Here is an 18735-nt window from a genome sequence, read left to right on the forward strand (position 1 = left end):
GAGACTTGAACCATGTTTATCAGTATTGATCCAAATCTTCTCTTAGTTCTGCTCTTATGTCTTCCTGCCGGGCTTCCCTACTGTAATTGTCAGAGATTGAACGGAGCAGTGCACTGGTACGTATCCAACGTGCACCAATGGTAATAGCATAAGAATTGTATCTCTCAGCTAATTCTCGCTCTTGGGCCCCTCCCTCTCTCAAACTTTTGCTAAAAATACCTCTACTATTATAGACACCTATCTTAAATCCAGTTTCCAAGTGTTTGTTCGCAAATTCTTCTAAGACATCACGTACTGCTTCATGCGGCCATGCTCCGTCACTACCAACTGGAGATGTACTTAGTACGTTTCCAATGTGGTTAGCACCGAATGTGCCACGTCCTAACTCAGAAGTGGCTTTTAAAGCATCTTTTACCCACTCCATTAATGTTTCTCCATCCACACTCATATCCTCTTGAATACCCGGAATAGTTCGCCAAGATTTTAGGAGACTATATCCTCGAGTTGCACGCTCCATGTCTTCAGCTGGGACTTCTTTAGTTTCATCATTCTCAGAATGATATACCAATGATATTACTTCTGCGAAAAAAATGGGATTGCGTGCAAGCTCACGATGTAAAAGCTGAGGTGCGTGACCGTACCGATCCAAGATGGAGAAGTATGCCCATTCCAAAGATGCAATCAAACCTTCTTCAATTCCCTTGGCATTCTCTAACTTGTGAAACAGTTCAGAAAGGTGATAAAAAAAGGAATTTGTAGGTATACTGTCCTTCGGTGATTTAGTTAGGGATTGGCTCAGGGCATTAACTATCTGTGTTAAGTCAGCAGCCTCTTTGTGTATCGCCAACAATTCAATCGCTGAGTATGTCAAATTAAAGTTCAAATATTTGTTAACTGCCCGATTTAATCCTGCCTCATTTATTGAATATGGGGCTATAAGAGACCAGTACCTTCGTTCTACCTCTTCACCCGATGCTTCAACTAAATCCCAAGTATTTTCTTCAATCGGTAAGCAAATGAGTATCTCTGTTATTTTGTTTGTTGTCCAATGAATTTTAATAGATTTTAGCTTTTCCTTTCCCCAATTGGTACCAAGATTTTTTAGCCTACCGAAAATATAGCCACGTGCAAATTGAACATAACTCTGTTTAGGCGCATCCAAATACACATCCAGAAGTTTATCCTCTTCATCCTCGATCATACCTGTTTCTCCCAAAGTAATACCAAATTGAAAAGGATGTTCCACATTATTCATAACGTTTATAATACCCTCTTTTCCAAAGCACTTATAAATACTTACTAATGCTTCGGAACGTGCTTGATGCAGGTTTTTCTCTTGTTCTTCCCAATCTGCCTCACGTCCGTTGGGCAATTGAGGCGAGTTACTAAAAAGCCAACTATAGCGTGAAACGGGTTCCTGGGGCTCAAATTTATAAAAAATTTCCTCAATTTCGTCTACCATTTTTTCAGGAAGAGCCCAGTCTGCATCAGGGAAAGAACGATGTCTTGATATTTGCTTCCTTAAAGCATTCCAGATTTGTGCACCATCCTTATAATCAACACCTAATTCACTCATATCCCTAAGCGCGTTGATCACAGATTTAAAGTCTTCCAGAGGGAGCAATGGCATGGCTTGAATTATTTCAGCCCATCGCACACCTGATTTTCCTACTTGTGTTAGCAAAATCCTGATAATTTCGTGAGTTGCCTTATCATACTCTGCTACGGAAATATCCCTTTTGTAATCAGGAGCCCACTCCCGCCATTTTGGACTGGCTGTGATATGTCCTATTCCTCCAACTTGCGGAAGTAATCTGCACAAGAGGTCCCATGCCACTTCCGGTTCCCTTCTAAGAACAGCTTTAAGAACTTGAAGGCGTTGATCTAACGATGCAGAAGTTTGCGGACACCATGTTAGAAATATTTCTCGAAGGCTATTTTTAGGTCTATTTGATAATTTTCCACCAGGGTCTAGTCTTGCAAGCATAGCCAGGACCATTGCAGACCGACCAATGTAATCTGAACTCCAAGCAAGAGTTTCTAGTGCCCAAAGTAAACCAGTATGTGGAGAAGAACTAAAGAGCGTATCTTCATGATCAGCAAATAGTTTAATAATTACTTCTTTGTTTGTAATTTCTTCTTCAATAGCATCAAGAAATTGGTCCGGTGCTGCCTCCGCTAGAAGTGGAAGTACTGGTGATAAAGTAGCCCATATCCGCCAATTATTTCTCGCATTTTCCAACAATTTAAATATAATATTTACGGCATGCTGTCTTAAAGAAAACACGGAATGAAACGAGTCTTCCCTAGATGCCATAAACGCTAAAGTATCAGCTATATTTCTTATAAAGAGCCCAGAATAAATGGGCGGATGTCCAATTGTACTGGCCATCCACTGTTGCTCAGACGGTAATTTATATCGAGGATCTGGTGTGCTAAGCACTTGCAAAGCAAAAGCTGTGAATCTTTCAATATCTGTTGGGGTCACGTACCGAACAAGTTGAGACCATGCATCCTCTTTTGAAATTATGTACCACGAAGTGCCAATACGACGAACGGGAGGATCAGATTCGTTAGACCATCTTACTAATGTCTCACTAATTTCCTCATAAGAATTGTTTGCTAAATCCGCTATAGCTTCTTTATCACCCTCCTTTGCCTCATCCCAACCACCTGCCAAAAGTATAGGTAACAACTGGCGAGCTTCGTTAGGCCGTGCCCATATTGGTTGTTTTATTTCAGGGCTAAGTGCCATGCGTCGACGAAAAGTAGATAGACCCCTTCGCGCCAAAAGAGCAAGTTTTTGTGACTGATCAACTCCAATACCATTTTTAATTAGAATTTGTGCTACCTTGTCCCGTGAAAGGCGTGGAATTTGCAGAGTATTCACTGTAGAGCTGTCGGAACGGCCTAGGGGAACAAAAATATGGTGACCATTCTTGATCGCACGACTCAAACCATCAGAAATGTGGAAAGTAGGGATAAGTATAAGATCATTCTGTGAAGAAGTGAGATAATTCCATGCATCCAGATTGTAAACTACAATAGATCGAGCCAGAAAAAACTCTTTTTCTTTTGGAGAAAGTTGATAAATTGCCGCAGTAAGTACAGCTATAGCTTCATCACGTGTTTCTGCTTGAAGAGTAAGAGGCCCATTTCGACTCTTAAGCCATTGATAAATTTCCATAGTAGTATCCTCACGTCCAGCCAATACTAGTTCGGGTGTGAGGACAGGTTGGGTTTCTTCCGCCCAATCATCCCAATATCCTCCCAGATCAATGGAATTTTGAGGATGCTTTCCGAGAAGGATGGAAAGCCAAACATGAATGGTAGGAGTGAGGCTTAACCATGTTTCCAGGTCATCTGCGTCATATGCTCGTACTTCTTTCCAAACACCTTCTTTTTGCTTTTCAATAATCCATATTTCTTTATCTCTCCATCGTCGGGGTGTAATGAAAACATATGTAGTTTCTGAAGGTGTCATAAATAGTGGATTATCACATCGTTTCCTGTAATCGTCATCAGCCTTACCCTTAACACTTTTGTTTACGCCCATTTCCCATACGGAGGTACCGGTTGGTACAAAACCATCACCTTCTTCGGCGATAGCAATACCATCCCATCCACCAAGGCTTACTCCTTCACCAGCAGCAAAACTAATACGGTCAATATGGACGCTACTTGCCAGAATAAGCCTTCGTACAAGTTCAGGAAGTTTAGATTGTGAGTCTCTTCTATCGGCCCACTGAGCTAAATCAGTTGCATCAACGAGTAATTTAGAATGCATCGTAAAGCTCCTCCTATATACATATCATTTACATCATTATAACTTTTAGGATAACGTTTAGGAAGAAAATGTAATAGCATGATAATCTAGATCGGTATCTCTTATAGTTGCCATCCGTTTTTCAGCTCAAAGTCTGTTGGAGCAATTGTAATCATAAAGTATTTCCCCTAAATCCTTTTAGCATATAACTAAATTGATTTCTTAATTGTACGTAATTACTGTTTATTTGTAAAATATGGTTTAAACAAGATGTCTATTAACACACATCATTATTGTAAGGGTTTACCAACATGCAACGCTACAACGTCTAGTATTAGCATGAAGAAAAGCATCCTATCGGTAGGCTACTATTATAATTGTGGTATGGGTTATATTGTATTATGTTGTTTGTTCTGATTTATTTTCGAGAACACTTAATGGGTAAATTCAATCTTCTGCTATTATTCTCATGTTATATTTGGTCCATGGCAAGTGTTCATACTTGTTCATTTGAAACTCTTACTGTATCATATCCACCTAGCGGAAGCATGCTGACCATAGTTAATAATAAATTGCTATCCGTGGATGCGGGCGGGAGGTGGAGTGTTAGGGTTAGTTTGTGAAGGATGTAATCAGTGGTGTAATGAGTGATATAATGAACATCTTCATTCGTACATTTCCCCCCTTTTTGTAGAGCCACTGGTTTTCATATTTCTATAGATATTTTTACATTATATTTTTTAAGATATTAGTATGTTTGAAAAAATAAAAGAGTGGTGCCTATTAACGAAAGATGGTCTTTCATTAATGAACAACACTCCATTAATTACAACAGCTAATTGTGAAGAAATGATTTTAATTAATAATCGTCAAAGACACTTACATCATCGTCATCCAACTCTAAATTATTACTGGTGGTTGTAGCATATCCTCCATTGGATTTCTTTCTAAACTTACTATCCTTTCGTTGATTCATTTTATCTAAAACAGCTTTCCAATCTAAAGCCAATTGTACGCCAGTTTCTTTACTAATTGAATCAGTTAAGTATGAGAAAAACTCACTTCTTATACCTATCTGTTCATAAGTAGTAGCCTCTAACAACCTCTTTAAGAACTCCCCATACTTATCAACAAGTGTGAATTCCTCAGATTGCTTAACATTTATATGTCTAAGAAATTTATTTGCCCATTCACCTCCTATAGATTCAGGAATATGGTGTCTCACTTCATTTATAACAAAATGAGTCCACTCACTTAATAAGATGTAGGGATTTAAGTGTATTTGGAATGATGGCACATATCTTTTCTTAGTACATTTCCGCCCCTTTATTATAATAAATCCCTTCTCTTCAAGTTTATGTAAGTGTTTACTAACTGTAGAAGATGAGATACCTAAATATATAGCTAGAGTCTGTTGAGTTGGGTATGCACATTTGTGTTTCTCATTGTACAGACTGTATATCTCCAGCAACAGCATCTTTTCTTCTTGGGATAACCTTAGGCATCTGCGAATGCTATTTGGAGCAATAACATACCCCAAATTCGCTGTTACTTCCATATTTACACCTTCGTTAACTGTTTTTAGATATTCTGATAACATCATTTAAAGCCACTCTCCTTACTAATATGTAAATGCTGATCTGCCATTAGACTATACGCAACGATTTAGTTTTTAAAATTTCTTGGCGGTTAAATTAGGCCACCCGTCCTGGATATGGTAAAACAAGTTTTTGCTAGCCACTGGGGGGGTTTGTAAACTCATTCATTGTTACACCTCTTTTCATCAGAACCACCGCTACAGTAAACAGTACTGCATACATACTCTGTTCTTTAATGATAGTTAGAAATCCCGATAAAAAACTGGTTCTGAAATCGATTATCCAATGTTAAAGATTTCCCTAACTGAACAGTACTCTTTATTGTGAATCCAAATCATCTTATTCGGGGGGTATCTATATGAGCGGTTTATATGTAAAAGTAATTGACAAAAGTATAGTTATTTCTTATGTTATTGACTATAACGGAACGCCTGGCATCAGTTTAATAGTGCTAGGGGGTTTTATATAGTGAAAGGAAGCACTCGAAAGGTAGGAAGCAAGTGGCAGTATGTCGTTGACCTTGGACGCGACTCTGGCGGTAAAAGAATTCAAAAGCGGAAATCTGGATTCAAAACAAAGAAGGAAGCTGAACAAGCATTGGCTAAGATGATTACTGAGCTTAATGCTAGGACACACATTGAACCTTCTAAAACTCTCTTCAAGCAATATCTTATAGATTGGCTTGATTCTAAGGAGCATAGCTTTAGTGCACAAACACTCTCACTCTACCGCTCATATTTTACAAACCACATTTGGCCAGTACTCGGTAATTTAGCAATCTCCAAGTTGACCGTGACGCACCTACAGAGGTTTATCGTTGAATTGCGAAATAAAGGGCTCAGTGACACAACTGTTAAACGTATCTACGATGTTGTTAACGCCGCCCTCGCTACAGCGGAAAAGCAGCAGGTTATTCCTAAGAATGTAGCTTCGCTTGTGGATAAGCCTAAAATCAAACGTAAGGAAATGCAGATATGGAGTAAGGAAGAGGTTCATCGCTTCTTTGAGGTATCTAAGGAAAGCCGATACTATATTGCTTTCCTCTTAGCTTTAACTACAGGAATGCGGCAAGGAGAGATATTGGGCTTACCTTGGAAGAACGTCGACCTAGATACTGGATTATTATCTGTAAGTCAAACGTTATCTCATGATGGGAAACAGATAGTAAGTGGGGCTAAAACGAACTCAAGTATCCGTACCATAGCCCTTCCTCGCTTTGTTGTATCAGAACTGCAAAGGCATAAGATACAAACAGCTAAGAATAGACTATTGCTGGGTGGGGGATATGAAGATTGCGGGTTAGTAGTTCGATCTAGTAAAGGGACGATGGGAAACCCCAGCAATCTGAGGCGGGAATTTATTCAACTCATTAAGAAAGCCGGAGTACCCTTTATACGTTTTCATGACATGCGACATACACATGCAAGCTTGCTACTTCAGGAGAACATAAATCCTAAAGTGATAAGCGAGCGGCTAGGGCATTCAAAGATTCAAACTACCCTTGATGTATACAGCCATGTAATGCCTAACATGCAAAAGGAAGCTGCTCAGAAGTTCGAAGATGCTGTATTCGGTGCCATGTGATAAGTTTTGTGATAAGTCCTTCTACATAAGGGTTTATCACATACTTATTAACTATCAAGACAACAAAAAAAGCCTTGTATATCAAGGCTCCTGGGTTCATATGTATGGTGGACTCAACTGGATTCGAACCAGCGACCTCTACGATGTCAACGTAGCGCTCTAACCAACTGAGCTATGAGTCCAATTATGTATCTGGTGCGGTCGGCGAGACTCGAACTCGCACGATCGAGGATCACTACCCCCTCAAGATAGCGTGTCTGCCAATTCCACCACGACCGCTTACGGTAAATAATATGGAGGGAGTACCCGGATTTGAACCGGGGAATAAAGGTTTTGCAGACCTGTGCCTTACCACTTGGCTATACTCCCATATGGGGCGATCGATGGGAATCGAACCCACGAATGTCGGAGCCACAATCCGATGCGTTAACCACTTCGCCACGACCGCCATCATGGTCGGAACGACAGGATTTGAACCTGCGACCTCACCCACCCCAAGGGTGCGCGCTACCGAGCTGCGCTACGTCCCGATACTTATGAAAAATTTCTGATTTCATTCCAGCCAAGATGACAATTCGACGTAATTGGAATGAATATTTTGGTTGCGGGGGCAGGACTTGAACCTGCGACCTTCGGGTTATGAGCCCGACGAGCTGCCAACTGCTCCACCCCGCGACAATGGCTCCGCAGGCCGGACTCGAACCAGCGACCGATCGGTTAACAGCCGATTGCTCTACCACTGAGCTACTGCGGAATAACAAGATGTTACTTGTTCTACGTTCGGAACGGAACATCCACTGCTTTAATAAATTTACCATTATTGGAAAGGCTTGCACCTTCAAAACTGAACTGGAAGTAACGATGCGTTAGGAATTCCTTAAAATTTGGGTTAAGCCCTCGACCGATTAGTATTCGTCAGCTCCATGCGTTGCCGCACTTCTACCCCGAACCTATCTACCTCATCATCTATAAGGGGTCTTACCAGCTTATGCTGTGGGAAATCTCATCTTGAGGGGGGCTTCACGCTTAGATGCTTTCAGCGCTTATCCCGGCCGCACATAGCTACCCAGCGATGCTCCTGGCGGAACAACTGGTGCACCAGCGGTGCGTCCATCCCGGTCCTCTCGTACTAAGGACAGCTCCTCTCAAATTTCCTGCGCCCACGACAGATAGGGACCGAACTGTCTCACGACGTTCTGAACCCAGCTCGCGTACCGCTTTAATGGGCGAACAGCCCAACCCTTGGGACCTACTTCAGCCCCAGGATGCGATGAGCCGACATCGAGGTGCCAAACCTCCCCGTCGATGTGGACTCTTGGGGGAGATAAGCCTGTTATCCCCAGGGTAGCTTTTATCCGTTGAGCGATGGCCCTTCCATGCGGAACCACCGGATCACTAAGCCCGACTTTCGTCCCTGCTCGACTTGTAGGTCTCGCAGTCAAGCTCCCTTGTGCCTTTACACTCTGCGAATGATTTCCAACCATTCTGAGGGAACCTTTGGGCGCCTCCGTTACACTTTAGGAGGCGACCGCCCCAGTCAAACTGCCCACCTGACACGGTCCTCCATCCCGATAAGGGATGCGAGTGAGAAGGCCGGCATAATCAGGGTGGTATCCCAAGGATGCCTCCACCGAACCTGGCGGTCCGGGTTCAAAGGCTCCCACCTATCCTGTACAAATCATACCAGCATTCAATATCAAGCTGCAGTAAAGCTCCATGGGGTCTTTCCGTCTTGTCGCGGGTAACCTGCATCTTCACAGGTAGTATGATTTCACCGAGTCTCTTGCCGAGACAGTGCCCAAGTCGTTACGCCTTTCGTGCGGGTCGGAACTTACCCGACAAGGAATTTCGCTACCTTAGGACCGTTATAGTTACGGCCGCCGTTTACTGGGGCTTCGGTTCACAGCTTCGCGCTTGCGCGCTAACCGCTCCCCTTAACCTTCCAGCACCGGGCAGGCGTCAGCCCCTATACTTCGCCTTGCGGCTTCGCAGAGACCTGTGTTTTTGCTAAACAGTCGCTTGGGCCTTTTCACTGCGGCCCCCTCACGCTTATCACGCTAGCGGGGCACCCCTTCTCCCGAAGTTACGGGGTCATTTTGCCGAGTTCCTTAGCAAGAGTTTTCTCGCGCGCCTTAGGATTCTCTCCTCGCCTACCTGTGTCGGTTTGCGGTACGGGTACCTTACTTCTCGCTAGAAGCTTTTCTTGGCAGTGTGAGATCAGGAACTTCGGTACTTAAATTTCCCTCGCCATCACAACCCGGCGTTACAGTGTACGGATTTGCCTATACACACGCCTCATTGCTTGGACAGACATAACCAGCAGTCTGCTTGCCTTACCCTCCTGCGTCCCTCCGTCACTATACCCATGAAAGTGATGAAAAGGCTTTGAAGCAGATTCATTTACTTTCATGGGGCCCCTCATTATATAAAGGGCTGGGCGAAGTAGAGGTAGTACAGGAATTTCCACCTGTTGTCCATCGCCTACGCCTTTCGGCCTCGGCTTAGGTCCCGACTAACCCTGAGAGGACGAGCCTTCCTCAGGAACCCTTAGGCTTTCGGCGGAAGGGATTCTCACCCTTCTTTTCGCTACTTACACCGGCATTCTCACTTCCTGCCGCTCCACCCGTCCTTCCGGTCGAGCTTCACCGCTGCAGGAACGCTCCCCTACCCCTGACACCTACGGTGTCAAGCCACAGCTTCGGTACTTCACTTAGCCCCGTTACATTTTCCGCGCAGAGTCACTCGACCAGTGAGCTATTACGCACTCTTTAAATGGTGGCTGCTTCTAAGCCAACATCCTGGTTGTCTGGGCAACTCCACATCGTTTCCCACTTAGTGAAGATTTAGGGACCTTAGCTGGTGGTCTGGGCTGTTTCCCTTTTGACTACGGATCTTAGCACTCGCAGTCTGACTCCCGGATATCTGTAGCCGGCATTCGGAGTTTGACTGAATTTGGTACCCCGCGAGGGGCCCGCATCCAATCAGTGCTCTACCTCCGGTACAGTAAATCCGAGGCTAGCCCTAAAGCTATTTCGGGGAGAACCAGCTATCTCCGAGTTCGATTGGAATTTCTCCGCTACCCACACCTCATCCCCGCACTTTTCAACGTGCGTGGGTTCGGGCCTCCAGTGCGTGTTACCGCACCTTCACCCTGGACATGGGTAGATCACACGGTTTCGGGTCTACGGCTGCGTACTCACTCGCCCTGTTCAGACTCGCTTTCGCTGCGGCTCCGGCTTCTCACCTTAACCTTGCACGCAACCGTAACTCGCCGGTTCATTCTACAAAAGGCACGCCGTCACACAGTTAATGTGCTCCGACTAGTTGTAGGCACACGGTTTCAGGTTCTCTTTCACTCCCCTCCCGGGGTGCTTTTCACCTTTCCCTCACGGTACTGGTTCACTATCGGTCGCCAGGTAGTATTTAGCCTTGGGAGATGGTCCTCCCAGCTTCCCACGAGGTTTCACGTGTCTCGCGGTACTCAGGGTACGTCTCGGAGAGACGGTCATTTCGATTACAGGGTTGTTACCTTCTGTGACGGGCCTTTCCAGACCGCTTCATCTATGACCGTCTTTTGTAACTCCATGTGAGACGCCCTACAACCCCGGAAGGCGAACCTTCCGGTTTGGGCTTCTCCGCGTTCGCTCGCCGCTACTTACGGAATCACTATTGTTTTCTGTTCCTCAGGGTACTTAGATGTTTCAGTTCCCCTGGTCTGCCTCTACCTGCCCTATGGATTCAGGCGGGAGTACGATCCCATTACGAATCGTGGGTTTCCCCATTCGGACATCTCCGGATTAACGCTTGCTTACAGCTCCCCGGAGCATTTCGCAGTTCGCCACGTCCTTCTTCGGCTCCTGGCGCCAAGGCATCCGCCGTGTGCCCTTCATAGCTTAACCACTGTATTCCATTCAAGCGTCCTGATCAACGTCGATCTTCCGCGTTGCGTTGTCCCTGCGCTGCTCACGTATCGAAATCATACGCTCCGCTGCTCGGTCCTGCCGCGCCTTGAATCTCTCGTTTCTCATGCCACTTTCTTAGAAAATGGTATCACCTAAAAGGTTTTACAATTGGATTTCCCTATTGCGCATTGTTTCTTCCATCATTCAGTTTTCAAAGTGCAAGCGAATCAACTCTTAAATTATATCAAGCATCGAAGAAAATGTCAATGTTTTTTCTTACCAGCCTGCTAATTAAGTCGCCGTATTGCAACGGCTGGAATTACATAATAACAAAAAACCAGGGCATAATGCAAGTGGTTTTTTTCAGCATTCACGCATCACTCAAGAATCGGCTGGCGCGCTAGATTTCTAAGTTGACTACCTTTAAATGAGCCGAACGGGTTACCGCATCGCGCAACAGGCGGAACGTAGCGTTCTGCCAAACAAAAAACCGCTCCGGAGTTCCGGGAACGGTCCTGTGTCTCACATACCCTGCCTATGTTGAAATAGAAGTGTGCTACTCTCTTAGTGCACGCCTTCTTCGATCAGTTCATTAACCGCAACCGTTTTATACTGTTCAGGGTTTTCCTCTACATGAACCCGAGCTGTGTTTGTCTTCTGATCCACTGCATCGATCCACACCGGCACCCCGCGCACAGCCACACCAATTCGGTCCTTCGATTCAAGAATTTCCATTGCACGTTTCGTATCCATAAAAAAATCACCCCTTCGCTTTGTGAACATTAGCCGGACGTACCGGCAAACTTGAACGGCGAACACCCCGGACTACACCGGGGTTATGCGGGAAGCAACTGATGTGTTGCATCTTCTGCTACTTTGGCGACTCATTGTTCATGTTGTACCGCTGTGGTTCACCGTTTTGCTGGCGAACCTGCTTCACAACCGTGTCACTAGCATATTCAGTGTCGCTTGCTTCATGAAGGGACCCGTGACTTTGTTGGTGAACTCTGCTTACGTTAGCTTTAGAACGCTTTGCCATGGTTATCACCTCCTGTTACTTAAAGTACCCGCCATTAGGATAAAAATTCTGCTGCTACGGCCGCACATTTTTCCAGCTGCACACGAGCTTTTCCTTCTGTTTCTTACTGTACTGCTTGATTTCATATTCGCGGCGCATCGCAGCGCTTTTATCGGCCATTTCCTCTATATAAGCAAGTTCAACAGGCGCCCGTCCCCTTGTATAACGGGCGGCTTTCCCCTCATTATGTTTTTTCAGGCGTGCTGTCACGTCATTTGTATAGCCTGTATACAGCGAGTTGTCCTTACACCGTATGATGTACACGTAATACATGTTTTATGACAAATCCTTTCTCATTTGCTTTTCTTATCATACAATAAGAACATACAGATTTCAGAAGAGAGGTAAAATTTAATGATAAAGGAAACAGTGGTCAGCCGGGTACTGCAGGCGGCTCTCTCCCATGGCGGCGATTTTGCAGAGATTTTCGTGGAGAACAAGATCGAACAGAACATTTCTATGGTCAAAGGCAAGGTGGAAAAGGCTCGGTCCGGCCAGGATTTTGGGATCGGTATCCGGATTTTCAACGGTGTCGACTATTTGTATACATACACGAACCGCGAGGATGAAGACCATCTAGTCGAAATCGCTAACCTGTTATCGCAAGCCATAAAGGAAACGAAGCAGGACACGGCCAACCGGACGCTTCTGTTTAGGAAACAACTAATCGTGCCCCGCCATATTGCGAAACTTGACCCTCGTGTTATATCCATCGAGCGGAAAAAGAATGTCCTCTCAGAAGTGACAAAGTACGCGCTCGACTACCACCAGGCCATTACCCAGGTGAGGGCCAGCTATTTCGATGAAACGCAGAAAGTGCTCATCGCCAACACGGAGGGCATCTGGGCGGAGGATACGCGTGTGCGCACCCGGCTGTTCGTAGACGCCATTGCCGCGGACGCCAACCAGAAACAGCGCGGCTATAGCGCGCCCGGTGCAGCGAAGGGATTTGAATTTTACTCAGAGATGGATTTACGCCACGTAGCGGAGAGTGCTGCAGAAACAGCGATCAGAATGCTGGAAGCTAGACCATGCCCGAGCGGAAAAATGCCGGTTGTGATCGACAATGGCTTCGGCGGTGTCATTTTCCACGAAGCATGCGGGCACGGAATGGAAGCGACAGCGGTAGCCAAGGGCAAAGGCCCTTATGCGGGGAAACTTGGCCAGCAGGTCGTGAGCGAGAAGATCTCGGCTGTAGATAACGGCGCTATTCCAAATGAATGGGGTTCGCTTCACATCGACGATGAAGGGATGCACACGCAGCGCAACACACTGATCGAGAAAGGTGTGCTAAAAGGCTATTTAATTGATAAGCTTGGCGGCCGCCGGATGGGAATGGAACCGACCGGATCAGGCAGAAGGCAATCGTATCGCTATCCCCCAACTTCCCGTATGAACAACACGTACATCCTGCCAGGTTCGGATAAGTTCGAAGATATGATTGCGAACACGGAATACGGCCTGTACGCAAAGTCCATGGGCGGCGGGAGCGTGAATACCACGACTGGCGATTTTAACTTTGCGGTGCTCGAAGGCTACATGATTGAGAAAGGCAAACTGACGTATCCGGTGAAAGGGGCTACGCTAATAGGCAATGGCCGCCAGACGATGCATGACGTTGATATGGTCGGTACGAATTTTAAGCCTGGCCAGGGCATGTGCGGGTCAATCAGCGGATCCATTCCGGTAAATGTGGGCCAGCCTGCACTTCGCGTAGCCCAACTTACAGTAGGAGGCAACCAGGCATGATTGAACAATTATTTCAAATTGCAAAGAAGAAACGTGTGATCGAGCTTGAAATCCTATCCAGCGAAGCGCAGAATTTTAGCGTGCAAGCCTATGAAGGCAAGCTGGAATCCTACAAAAAGACCAATACAAACGGAATTGGTGTAAGAGGCACCTTCAACGGACGAACCGGTTATGCCTACACGGAGCGCGTACAGCCTGAGGCCTTTGATAACCTGATTGACATGCTGATTTCGAATGCTTCCTTAATGGATGAAAAGGAACCGATGCTTGAAGCCAAACAAGAAAGCCACTGGAAAGACAATGGGCCGGTGATTAGCGAGGAGGAACAGATCCAGCTTGCGCTTGAACTGGAAGCGCAAGCCGCCAAAGAAGAAGAAGTGTCTTCCGTCTCCAACTCTCTGGTGAGTTCAGGCCGAGGCAAACGGCAAGTGACCAATTCCTATGGGTTGAATAAAATCCATGAGTCGGGGCTTGCTATGGTATACCTCTCCGTTATTGTAAAACGCGGTGACGATGTCGAAACGGATGGCGCCTATTATACGGGGGATCTGAGCAAATTCTCGCCTCAGAGCCTCATCCAAGAAGCTGTAGGTAAAGCACGCAGAAAATTAGGAGGCCGCCCGATCGCAACCGGAAATTACCCGATCATTATGGATCGCAAAATCGTCTGCTCCCTTCTATCCACATATAGCGGCATCTTCTCCGCTCGCAATGTGCTTCAGGGTGTGTCGCGGCTGGAAGGAAAGCTGGGCGCGCAACTTTTCGGTTCCCTCGATTTACTAGACGATCCGATCTCCGGATTTGAGCGCGTTCCATTCGATGATGAAGGGGTAGACACGGAGAAGCTTTACCTCGTAAGAGACGGAGTTGTACACAGCTACTTGCACAGCCTGAAGTCGGCTGCTGAAATGAAGCAGAAGCCCACAGGCCACGGCAGCAGAAGCTACAAAGGCACCGTTGGCATTGCCAGCCACAGACTCCAGCTGCCGAACGGTTCTGTATCGCTCACAGACCTTTTTTCCCAGATGAATAACGGACTGTATCTAACAGACGTACAGGGTCTGCATTCGGGCACAAATACTGTATCCGGCGATTTCTCACTTGCGGGCCAGGGCTTCCTTATTGAAAACGGAAAAATTTCACGCCCTGTTAAAGATATTACCATTGCGTCGAATTTCTATGATTTGTTCGCCTCCATTGAAGGGAAGGCGAATGATTTCGAATTTTCGCCGCCAGGCGGCAGCCAGTTCGGTGCACCTTCCCTGCTGTTCCCGCGCATTTCCGTATCAAGTTAATTTAGAAAAACACCATGAGTACCACTATCCTCTGCAAAGAAAATCCCGGTGCGAAGATTCGCATCCGGGATTTTTTGCTTTGCTTTTTAGTTGGTATTGATCCCCTGCTGCTGCGGCTGTATTCCGTTAGCCGGTGCCTGTCCAGGAGCCTGAGCCGGCTGTGCCGGAGCGGGCTCCAAGGTAACGCTTTTAAGCTTCCAGCCGAATTCATTCTTGTCCATTGTGATGATTTCCAGCAGATCGCTTGATGTTTTCTGCGGGTTCGTAGGGGAAACTGTGCTCGTCCGCGTGATGATCGCTTCGATAACGGCGGTCGTATCCTGCTTTTGTTTCATCGTTAGCTGTTTAAGCTTGTCCGAATCCGGGAAAGTGATCGGTGTTTTACTGGCCCATGCATCCTGCAGGCGCTTCACCTGGAAATCCACATAATCTTTTTCCGCATACGGCGCCATATTGTGCTCAAACTGTGACACAATCACTTTCTTGGCCTTGTCCACGTTCTGAGGATTAAACATGAAGGTGCTTGAAGTATACGAGCTCCGGAAAGAAGCCTCTCCCTGCTCCACAAGATAATAGGCAAGAAGCGGCAGGGTGGATTCATCCACCGTAGCGCTGTTTAACACAGAAATTGTATTTTGCAGGTTAGCATTATCATTATTTGCTTTTTTAAGCTGCCCTTTTGTATCATCCAATTGATTTTTAACGTTTCCTAATTCGGTTTTCAATGCCTGGTTCTCGTGTTCAATTACTTTGGTGTTGCATCCAGACATAATAAAACACAGCGACAGCAGAAGCGCTATCGCCCCCAAGTTAAACCTTTTTTTCATATACCTGTCGATCTCCTTTATTGGACTACCATCCTGCATGCCTATATACAACCTATATTGTAACAGGAATCGGACAGGTTAGGGAATAAAAAAAATGGATTTTACTTAATGGGTTGCCGTCTCTCACCCTCCACAAAAGCCAGGCTTTTTATTTCATCCTGGTTGGCTACAACTTCAAGATCAGCCGTCCCTGTCCCATAAAAAATGTATTTGCCTTTGTATTTTTCATACGCCTTCATGGAACTTGATCGATGCCCAACCACCATATCGGCGCCCGCGTCGATTATTTTGTGCGCCAGCGTTGTTTGATAGTCCTGCGGGGCTGTCTGATCCTTGCTTCCCCAGTAAACGCAAACTATAAGAAAATCAGATTTTCTTTTTGCCCGCTGCACATCACCTGCTGCATGTTCGCCGTATGCATCGGCTACGCCTGGCTCAAAATCTGTTGCTTTCCATGATACATCCGGTACAGCACGGGAGAAAGAGATAAAGCCGTATCTCTCCCCATTTTTCTCAATGACATGCGGAGAAAAAGCTTCTTTCGTCATACCGTAGCCCTGAACGGTTATGTTTTTCTTCCGCAGTTCAGCAATCTCTTTATCTACAGCGTCGCGGCTCTGCCCTGCAAGGATATCATGGTTTGCCACGTCAACCCCTACCTTCCCTGAGGCGGGCGGCGTGCTGAGCCAGACGGGAAGGCCCTGCCCGGCTTTAAAATCGTATACGGGATATAACTGATAGTCCGCAGCGGGACCGGCTTGCGCTTGTCCAGTGTGGTAGGGGGTGTCGGGGTGAATTACCGCGTAAAAAAGCGAAGGGTTTAACGCTGCCTGCGGCTTTTGGCCGACCCCATCAGAAGCGCTGCTAGGCCTAACTCGGGCAGCCAGTTTGGCCTGTGATCCCGATGATTGGGAAGAGGCCTGATTAAGCAATTCACCAACAGTCTTATCATCCGGGGTGGTCTGCTTTTGGCTCATGATTTCCTGTATGCCGGGCTTTGTCCTTGATCCTTCTGCTGATTGGAATGACTTCCACATCCCCCAGCCACCGTAGCCAGCAACGCTGAGAAGGGCAAGCGCTACAATCCAGCCAATCAGGGCATAGCTGCGTTTTCCCACAGCAGCTTCCGTTTCTCTCGGCTGCAGTGTGTTCTCATCGAGATTAAAAAAGGCAAACAACTGCTCCAGTTCCTCGATGGTCGCCGGGCTGTTACCTTCTTCGATCATGTGCAGTCTTTCAGGAGGAATGCCGGTAGCTTTCACCACTTCCTCCTCATTGATGCCGAGCTCATAACGGTATTCCTGAAGCCTGCTGGCGAGGGTGTATAAATCGGTTTTCATCCTTACCTCCCGAATTTCCAATTAGAAAAAGCCCGGAAACTAATTTCCAGGCCCTTATTGCGTTTTTTTATATGACTGCACGGCCGCGAAGACGGGTACAAACTTTTTTAAGCCGCTCATAATGCTTAAGAATGCGCTGCCTTGCTTCTTCTGCCTCTGGCAGGCTCGGGCGCAGGCTTTTGATTTTCCAATATTCCACCAGCACTTCAATCACCTGGTCAAAGTATTCCACCGGGCCATAGCCAGCACCCTTTGCTATCATGCCCATTCTTTCCTCAAAATCAGGCATAACAGCCCCTGGCATAGAAAAGTTAATCATTACATTTGCGACATAGAAGATGTAATTCTCATCCACCTCTAAATGCGCTTTCACAGCGTCACGATAAAAAGCATAGTGGAGCACTTCATCTTTGGACAAACGCCGCAGCAGCACAGCAAGCGTGCGATCATGAACCGAAGCGGCACGCGCCAGGTTGTTATAGAAGACCATCGTGGCCAATTCCTGCAGCGTGGTATAAGCAAGCGTCTCAAGCGGTGTAGAAAACTCACCGATCCAGCCAAGCTCCACCACGTGTTTGCGCAGCTGGTGCAGGCGTTTTGGGTCAGCGTTTCGCGTTAGCAGCAAATACGTCTCCAACAGGCTTGAATGCTGGTCCTCTTCTGCTGTCCATGTATGAATAAAATCATGCATAACAGAGAATGAACCCTTAAATGTGTCCGATAGATAAGTTGTAAACCACGGTAAATTAACCTCAGTTAACAATGCAGTTTCAACCGCTGTTTTTAAAATATCAGGGAGACTTCCCTGGTTCTTATGATAAGGAACCCGTTTAAAATCCTGTCCTTGATCCCAAGGAAGAAATTCATGGTAGCTCCAATCAATATTCTCGGCCCTTTCACGGTGCGTTTTATAAAGTTCCTTAAACTTTGCTTCGAGACGATGATCGAGCTGACTTTGTAACAATGTAGGCCTCTTTTCTCCTCACAGGTCTTAATAAAGCGTGTAAAATTATTTCCATTATAACACGCACCGGGCCTGCGTGACCTATGAAGTTTCTGCAAATTGTTAACAGACCTTAGTTTATACGAGGATGCGTCCGCACTCTTCACATTGAACAATGTGCCTGCCTTTTCGCCACTCATCCATTTTCGCCACAGATAGTGGGAGAAAGCATCCCATACACGATCTTCTTTTAACCTCAACAATAGGATTGCGTTTGGTCTGTGCAACCGTATGATAAATATCGAACGCTTCCGGGGAGATGGATCCGGCCAGTTCAACGGCTTTATCTTTCCATTCCCGCAGTCGCTCCCGCGCATCCATTTCGCGGTCAAAGACAGTTTCATTGAAGCGCTCGTATTCTTTTTCTGCCATCCATAATTCCTGCTGGGCCAGCGCAAGGGCAATGCGTCCGTCTATATCCTCTTCTGCCGGCGCACCCAGATTTTCTACCTTTTCTCTCAGAGACTGAACAGACGCTGTATGAGCTGTCTCTTCCTCTTTAATTCGTGCGATTTCCTTCTGAATTTTATCAACTTCTGCTTGCGCGGCGTGCCACTCAAGCAGTTTTCTAGATTGCAACATCTGCTCTCTCC

General features: G+C 46.2%; 12 protein-coding genes, 7 tRNA genes and 1 rRNA gene. 3 read left to right on the forward strand and 17 right to left on the reverse strand.

The genetic code is table 11. The features are described from left to right. Nucleotides 1–19 precede the first annotated feature (19 nt). Together PP175_RS19110 and PP175_RS19115 are read right to left on the reverse strand one after the other, a co-directional pair. The gene (locus tag PP175_RS19110; RefSeq protein ID WP_272439837.1) at nt 20–3787 is read right to left on the reverse strand and encodes a hypothetical protein; all 3768 of its coding nucleotides are present in this window, start codon (nt 3785–3787) and stop codon (nt 20–22) included. Nucleotides 3788–4625: 838 nt separating this feature from the next. After that, entirely contained in the window at nt 4626–5369 is a 744-nt protein-coding gene (locus PP175_RS19115; protein ID WP_272439838.1) for a helix-turn-helix domain-containing protein, read from the reverse strand. Nucleotides 5370–5832: 463 nt separating this feature from the next. On the opposite strand from PP175_RS19115, the gene PP175_RS19120 reads away from it, so the two are divergent. Continuing rightward, nucleotides 5833–6948: a site-specific integrase gene (locus PP175_RS19120; RefSeq protein WP_272439839.1), complete on the forward strand. Its 1116-nt coding sequence runs from the start codon at nt 5833–5835 to the stop codon at nt 6946–6948. A 105-nt stretch (nt 6949–7053) separates the two neighbouring features. On the opposite strand, the gene PP175_RS19125 is transcribed toward PP175_RS19120, so the two are convergent. From PP175_RS19125 to PP175_RS19175, 11 genes are all read right to left on the reverse strand, one after another. Then, nucleotides 7054–7130: transfer RNA gene (locus PP175_RS19125), tRNA-Val, on the reverse strand. Between the two features lie 11 nt (nt 7131–7141). Continuing rightward, nucleotides 7142–7227, reverse strand: a tRNA-Leu gene (locus PP175_RS19130). A gap of 15 nt (nt 7228–7242) precedes the next feature. Continuing rightward, nucleotides 7243–7317 (reverse strand) — tRNA-Cys (locus PP175_RS19135). A gap of 3 nt (nt 7318–7320) precedes the next feature. Beyond that, a tRNA-His gene (locus tag PP175_RS19140) sits at nt 7321–7396 on the reverse strand. A gap of 5 nt (nt 7397–7401) precedes the next feature. Next, nucleotides 7402–7478: transfer RNA gene (locus PP175_RS19145), tRNA-Pro, on the reverse strand. Nucleotides 7479–7547: 69 nt separating this feature from the next. After that, nucleotides 7548–7623: transfer RNA gene (locus PP175_RS19150), tRNA-Met, on the reverse strand. A 4-nt stretch (nt 7624–7627) separates the two neighbouring features. After that, a tRNA-Asn gene (locus tag PP175_RS19155) sits at nt 7628–7702 on the reverse strand. 131 nt (nt 7703–7833) lie between these two features. After that, nucleotides 7834–10847: ribosomal RNA gene (locus PP175_RS19160) — 23S ribosomal RNA — on the reverse strand. Nucleotides 10848–11414: 567 nt separating this feature from the next. Further along, complete coding sequence (locus PP175_RS19165; RefSeq protein WP_272439840.1) at nt 11415–11603, reverse strand: H-type small acid-soluble spore protein; 189 nt, start codon at nt 11601–11603, stop codon at nt 11415–11417. A 118-nt stretch (nt 11604–11721) separates the two neighbouring features. Further along, the gene (locus PP175_RS19170; RefSeq protein WP_272439841.1) at nt 11722–11889 is read right to left on the reverse strand and encodes a hypothetical protein; all 168 of its coding nucleotides are present in this window, start codon (nt 11887–11889) and stop codon (nt 11722–11724) included. Between the two features lie 54 nt (nt 11890–11943). Further along, the gene (locus PP175_RS19175; RefSeq protein ID WP_272439842.1) at nt 11944–12201 is read right to left on the reverse strand and encodes a GIY-YIG nuclease family protein; all 258 of its coding nucleotides are present in this window, start codon (nt 12199–12201) and stop codon (nt 11944–11946) included. Nucleotides 12202–12282: 81 nt separating this feature from the next. On the opposite strand from PP175_RS19175, the gene PP175_RS19180 reads away from it, so the two are divergent. Together PP175_RS19180 and PP175_RS19185 are read left to right on the forward strand one after the other, a co-directional pair. Further along, nucleotides 12283–13677 (forward strand): TldD/PmbA family protein, encoded by a 1395-nt coding sequence (locus tag PP175_RS19180; protein WP_272439843.1) that lies wholly within the window; start codon nt 12283–12285, stop codon nt 13675–13677. Continuing rightward, a complete protein-coding gene (locus PP175_RS19185; protein WP_272439844.1) occupies nt 13674–14972 on the forward strand; it encodes a TldD/PmbA family protein in 1299 nt (432 codons plus the stop codon). Before PP175_RS19180 ends, PP175_RS19185 begins: the two co-directional genes overlap by 4 nt. Nucleotides 14973–15058: 86 nt before the next feature. Here PP175_RS19185 and PP175_RS19190 read toward each other — a convergent pair whose 3' ends face one another. From PP175_RS19190 to PP175_RS19205, 4 genes are all read right to left on the reverse strand, one after another. Beyond that, a complete protein-coding gene (locus PP175_RS19190) occupies nt 15059–15799 on the reverse strand; it encodes a hypothetical protein (RefSeq protein WP_272439845.1) in 741 nt (246 codons plus the stop codon). A gap of 101 nt (nt 15800–15900) precedes the next feature. Beyond that, nucleotides 15901–17139: a CapA family protein gene (locus PP175_RS19195; protein ID WP_272439846.1), complete on the reverse strand. Its 1239-nt coding sequence runs from the start codon at nt 17137–17139 to the stop codon at nt 15901–15903. Nucleotides 17140–17206: 67 nt separating this feature from the next. After that, nucleotides 17207–18103 (reverse strand): acyl-ACP desaturase, encoded by an 897-nt coding sequence (locus tag PP175_RS19200; RefSeq protein WP_272439847.1) that lies wholly within the window; start codon nt 18101–18103, stop codon nt 17207–17209. A 117-nt stretch (nt 18104–18220) separates the two neighbouring features. Further along, nucleotides 18221–18724 (reverse strand): C4-type zinc ribbon domain-containing protein, encoded by a 504-nt coding sequence (locus tag PP175_RS19205; RefSeq protein ID WP_272439848.1) that lies wholly within the window; start codon nt 18722–18724, stop codon nt 18221–18223. Between the last annotated feature and the right edge of the window lie 11 nt (nt 18725–18735).

The sequence above is a fragment of the Aneurinibacillus sp. Ricciae_BoGa-3 genome (genome assembly GCF_028421645.1).
GTDB lineage: Bacteria > Bacillota > Bacilli > Aneurinibacillales > Aneurinibacillaceae > Aneurinibacillus_B.

Coding starts and splice junctions, on each gene's coding strand:
- PP175_RS19110 (WP_272439837.1), bottom strand. CDS start 3,787: ATGCATTCTAAATTACTCGTTGATGCAACTGATTTAGCTCAGTGGGCC.
- PP175_RS19115 (WP_272439838.1), bottom strand. CDS start 5,369: ATGATGTTATCAGAATATCTAAAAACAGTTAACGAAGGTGTAAATATG.
- PP175_RS19165 (WP_272439840.1), bottom strand. CDS start 11,603: ATGGATACGAAACGTGCAATGGAAATTCTTGAATCGAAGGACCGAATT.
- PP175_RS19170 (WP_272439841.1), bottom strand. CDS start 11,889: ATGGCAAAGCGTTCTAAAGCTAACGTAAGCAGAGTTCACCAACAAAGT.
- PP175_RS19175 (WP_272439842.1), bottom strand. CDS start 12,201: ATGTATTACGTGTACATCATACGGTGTAAGGACAACTCGCTGTATACA.
- PP175_RS19180 (WP_272439843.1), top strand. CDS start 12,283: ATGATAAAGGAAACAGTGGTCAGCCGGGTACTGCAGGCGGCTCTCTCC.
- PP175_RS19185 (WP_272439844.1), top strand. CDS start 13,674: ATGATTGAACAATTATTTCAAATTGCAAAGAAGAAACGTGTGATCGAG.
- PP175_RS19190 (WP_272439845.1), bottom strand. CDS start 15,799: ATGAAAAAAAGGTTTAACTTGGGGGCGATAGCGCTTCTGCTGTCGCTG.
- PP175_RS19195 (WP_272439846.1), bottom strand. CDS start 17,139: ATGAAAACCGATTTATACACCCTCGCCAGCAGGCTTCAGGAATACCGT.
- PP175_RS19205 (WP_272439848.1), bottom strand. CDS start 18,724: ATGTTGCAATCTAGAAAACTGCTTGAGTGGCACGCCGCGCAAGCAGAA.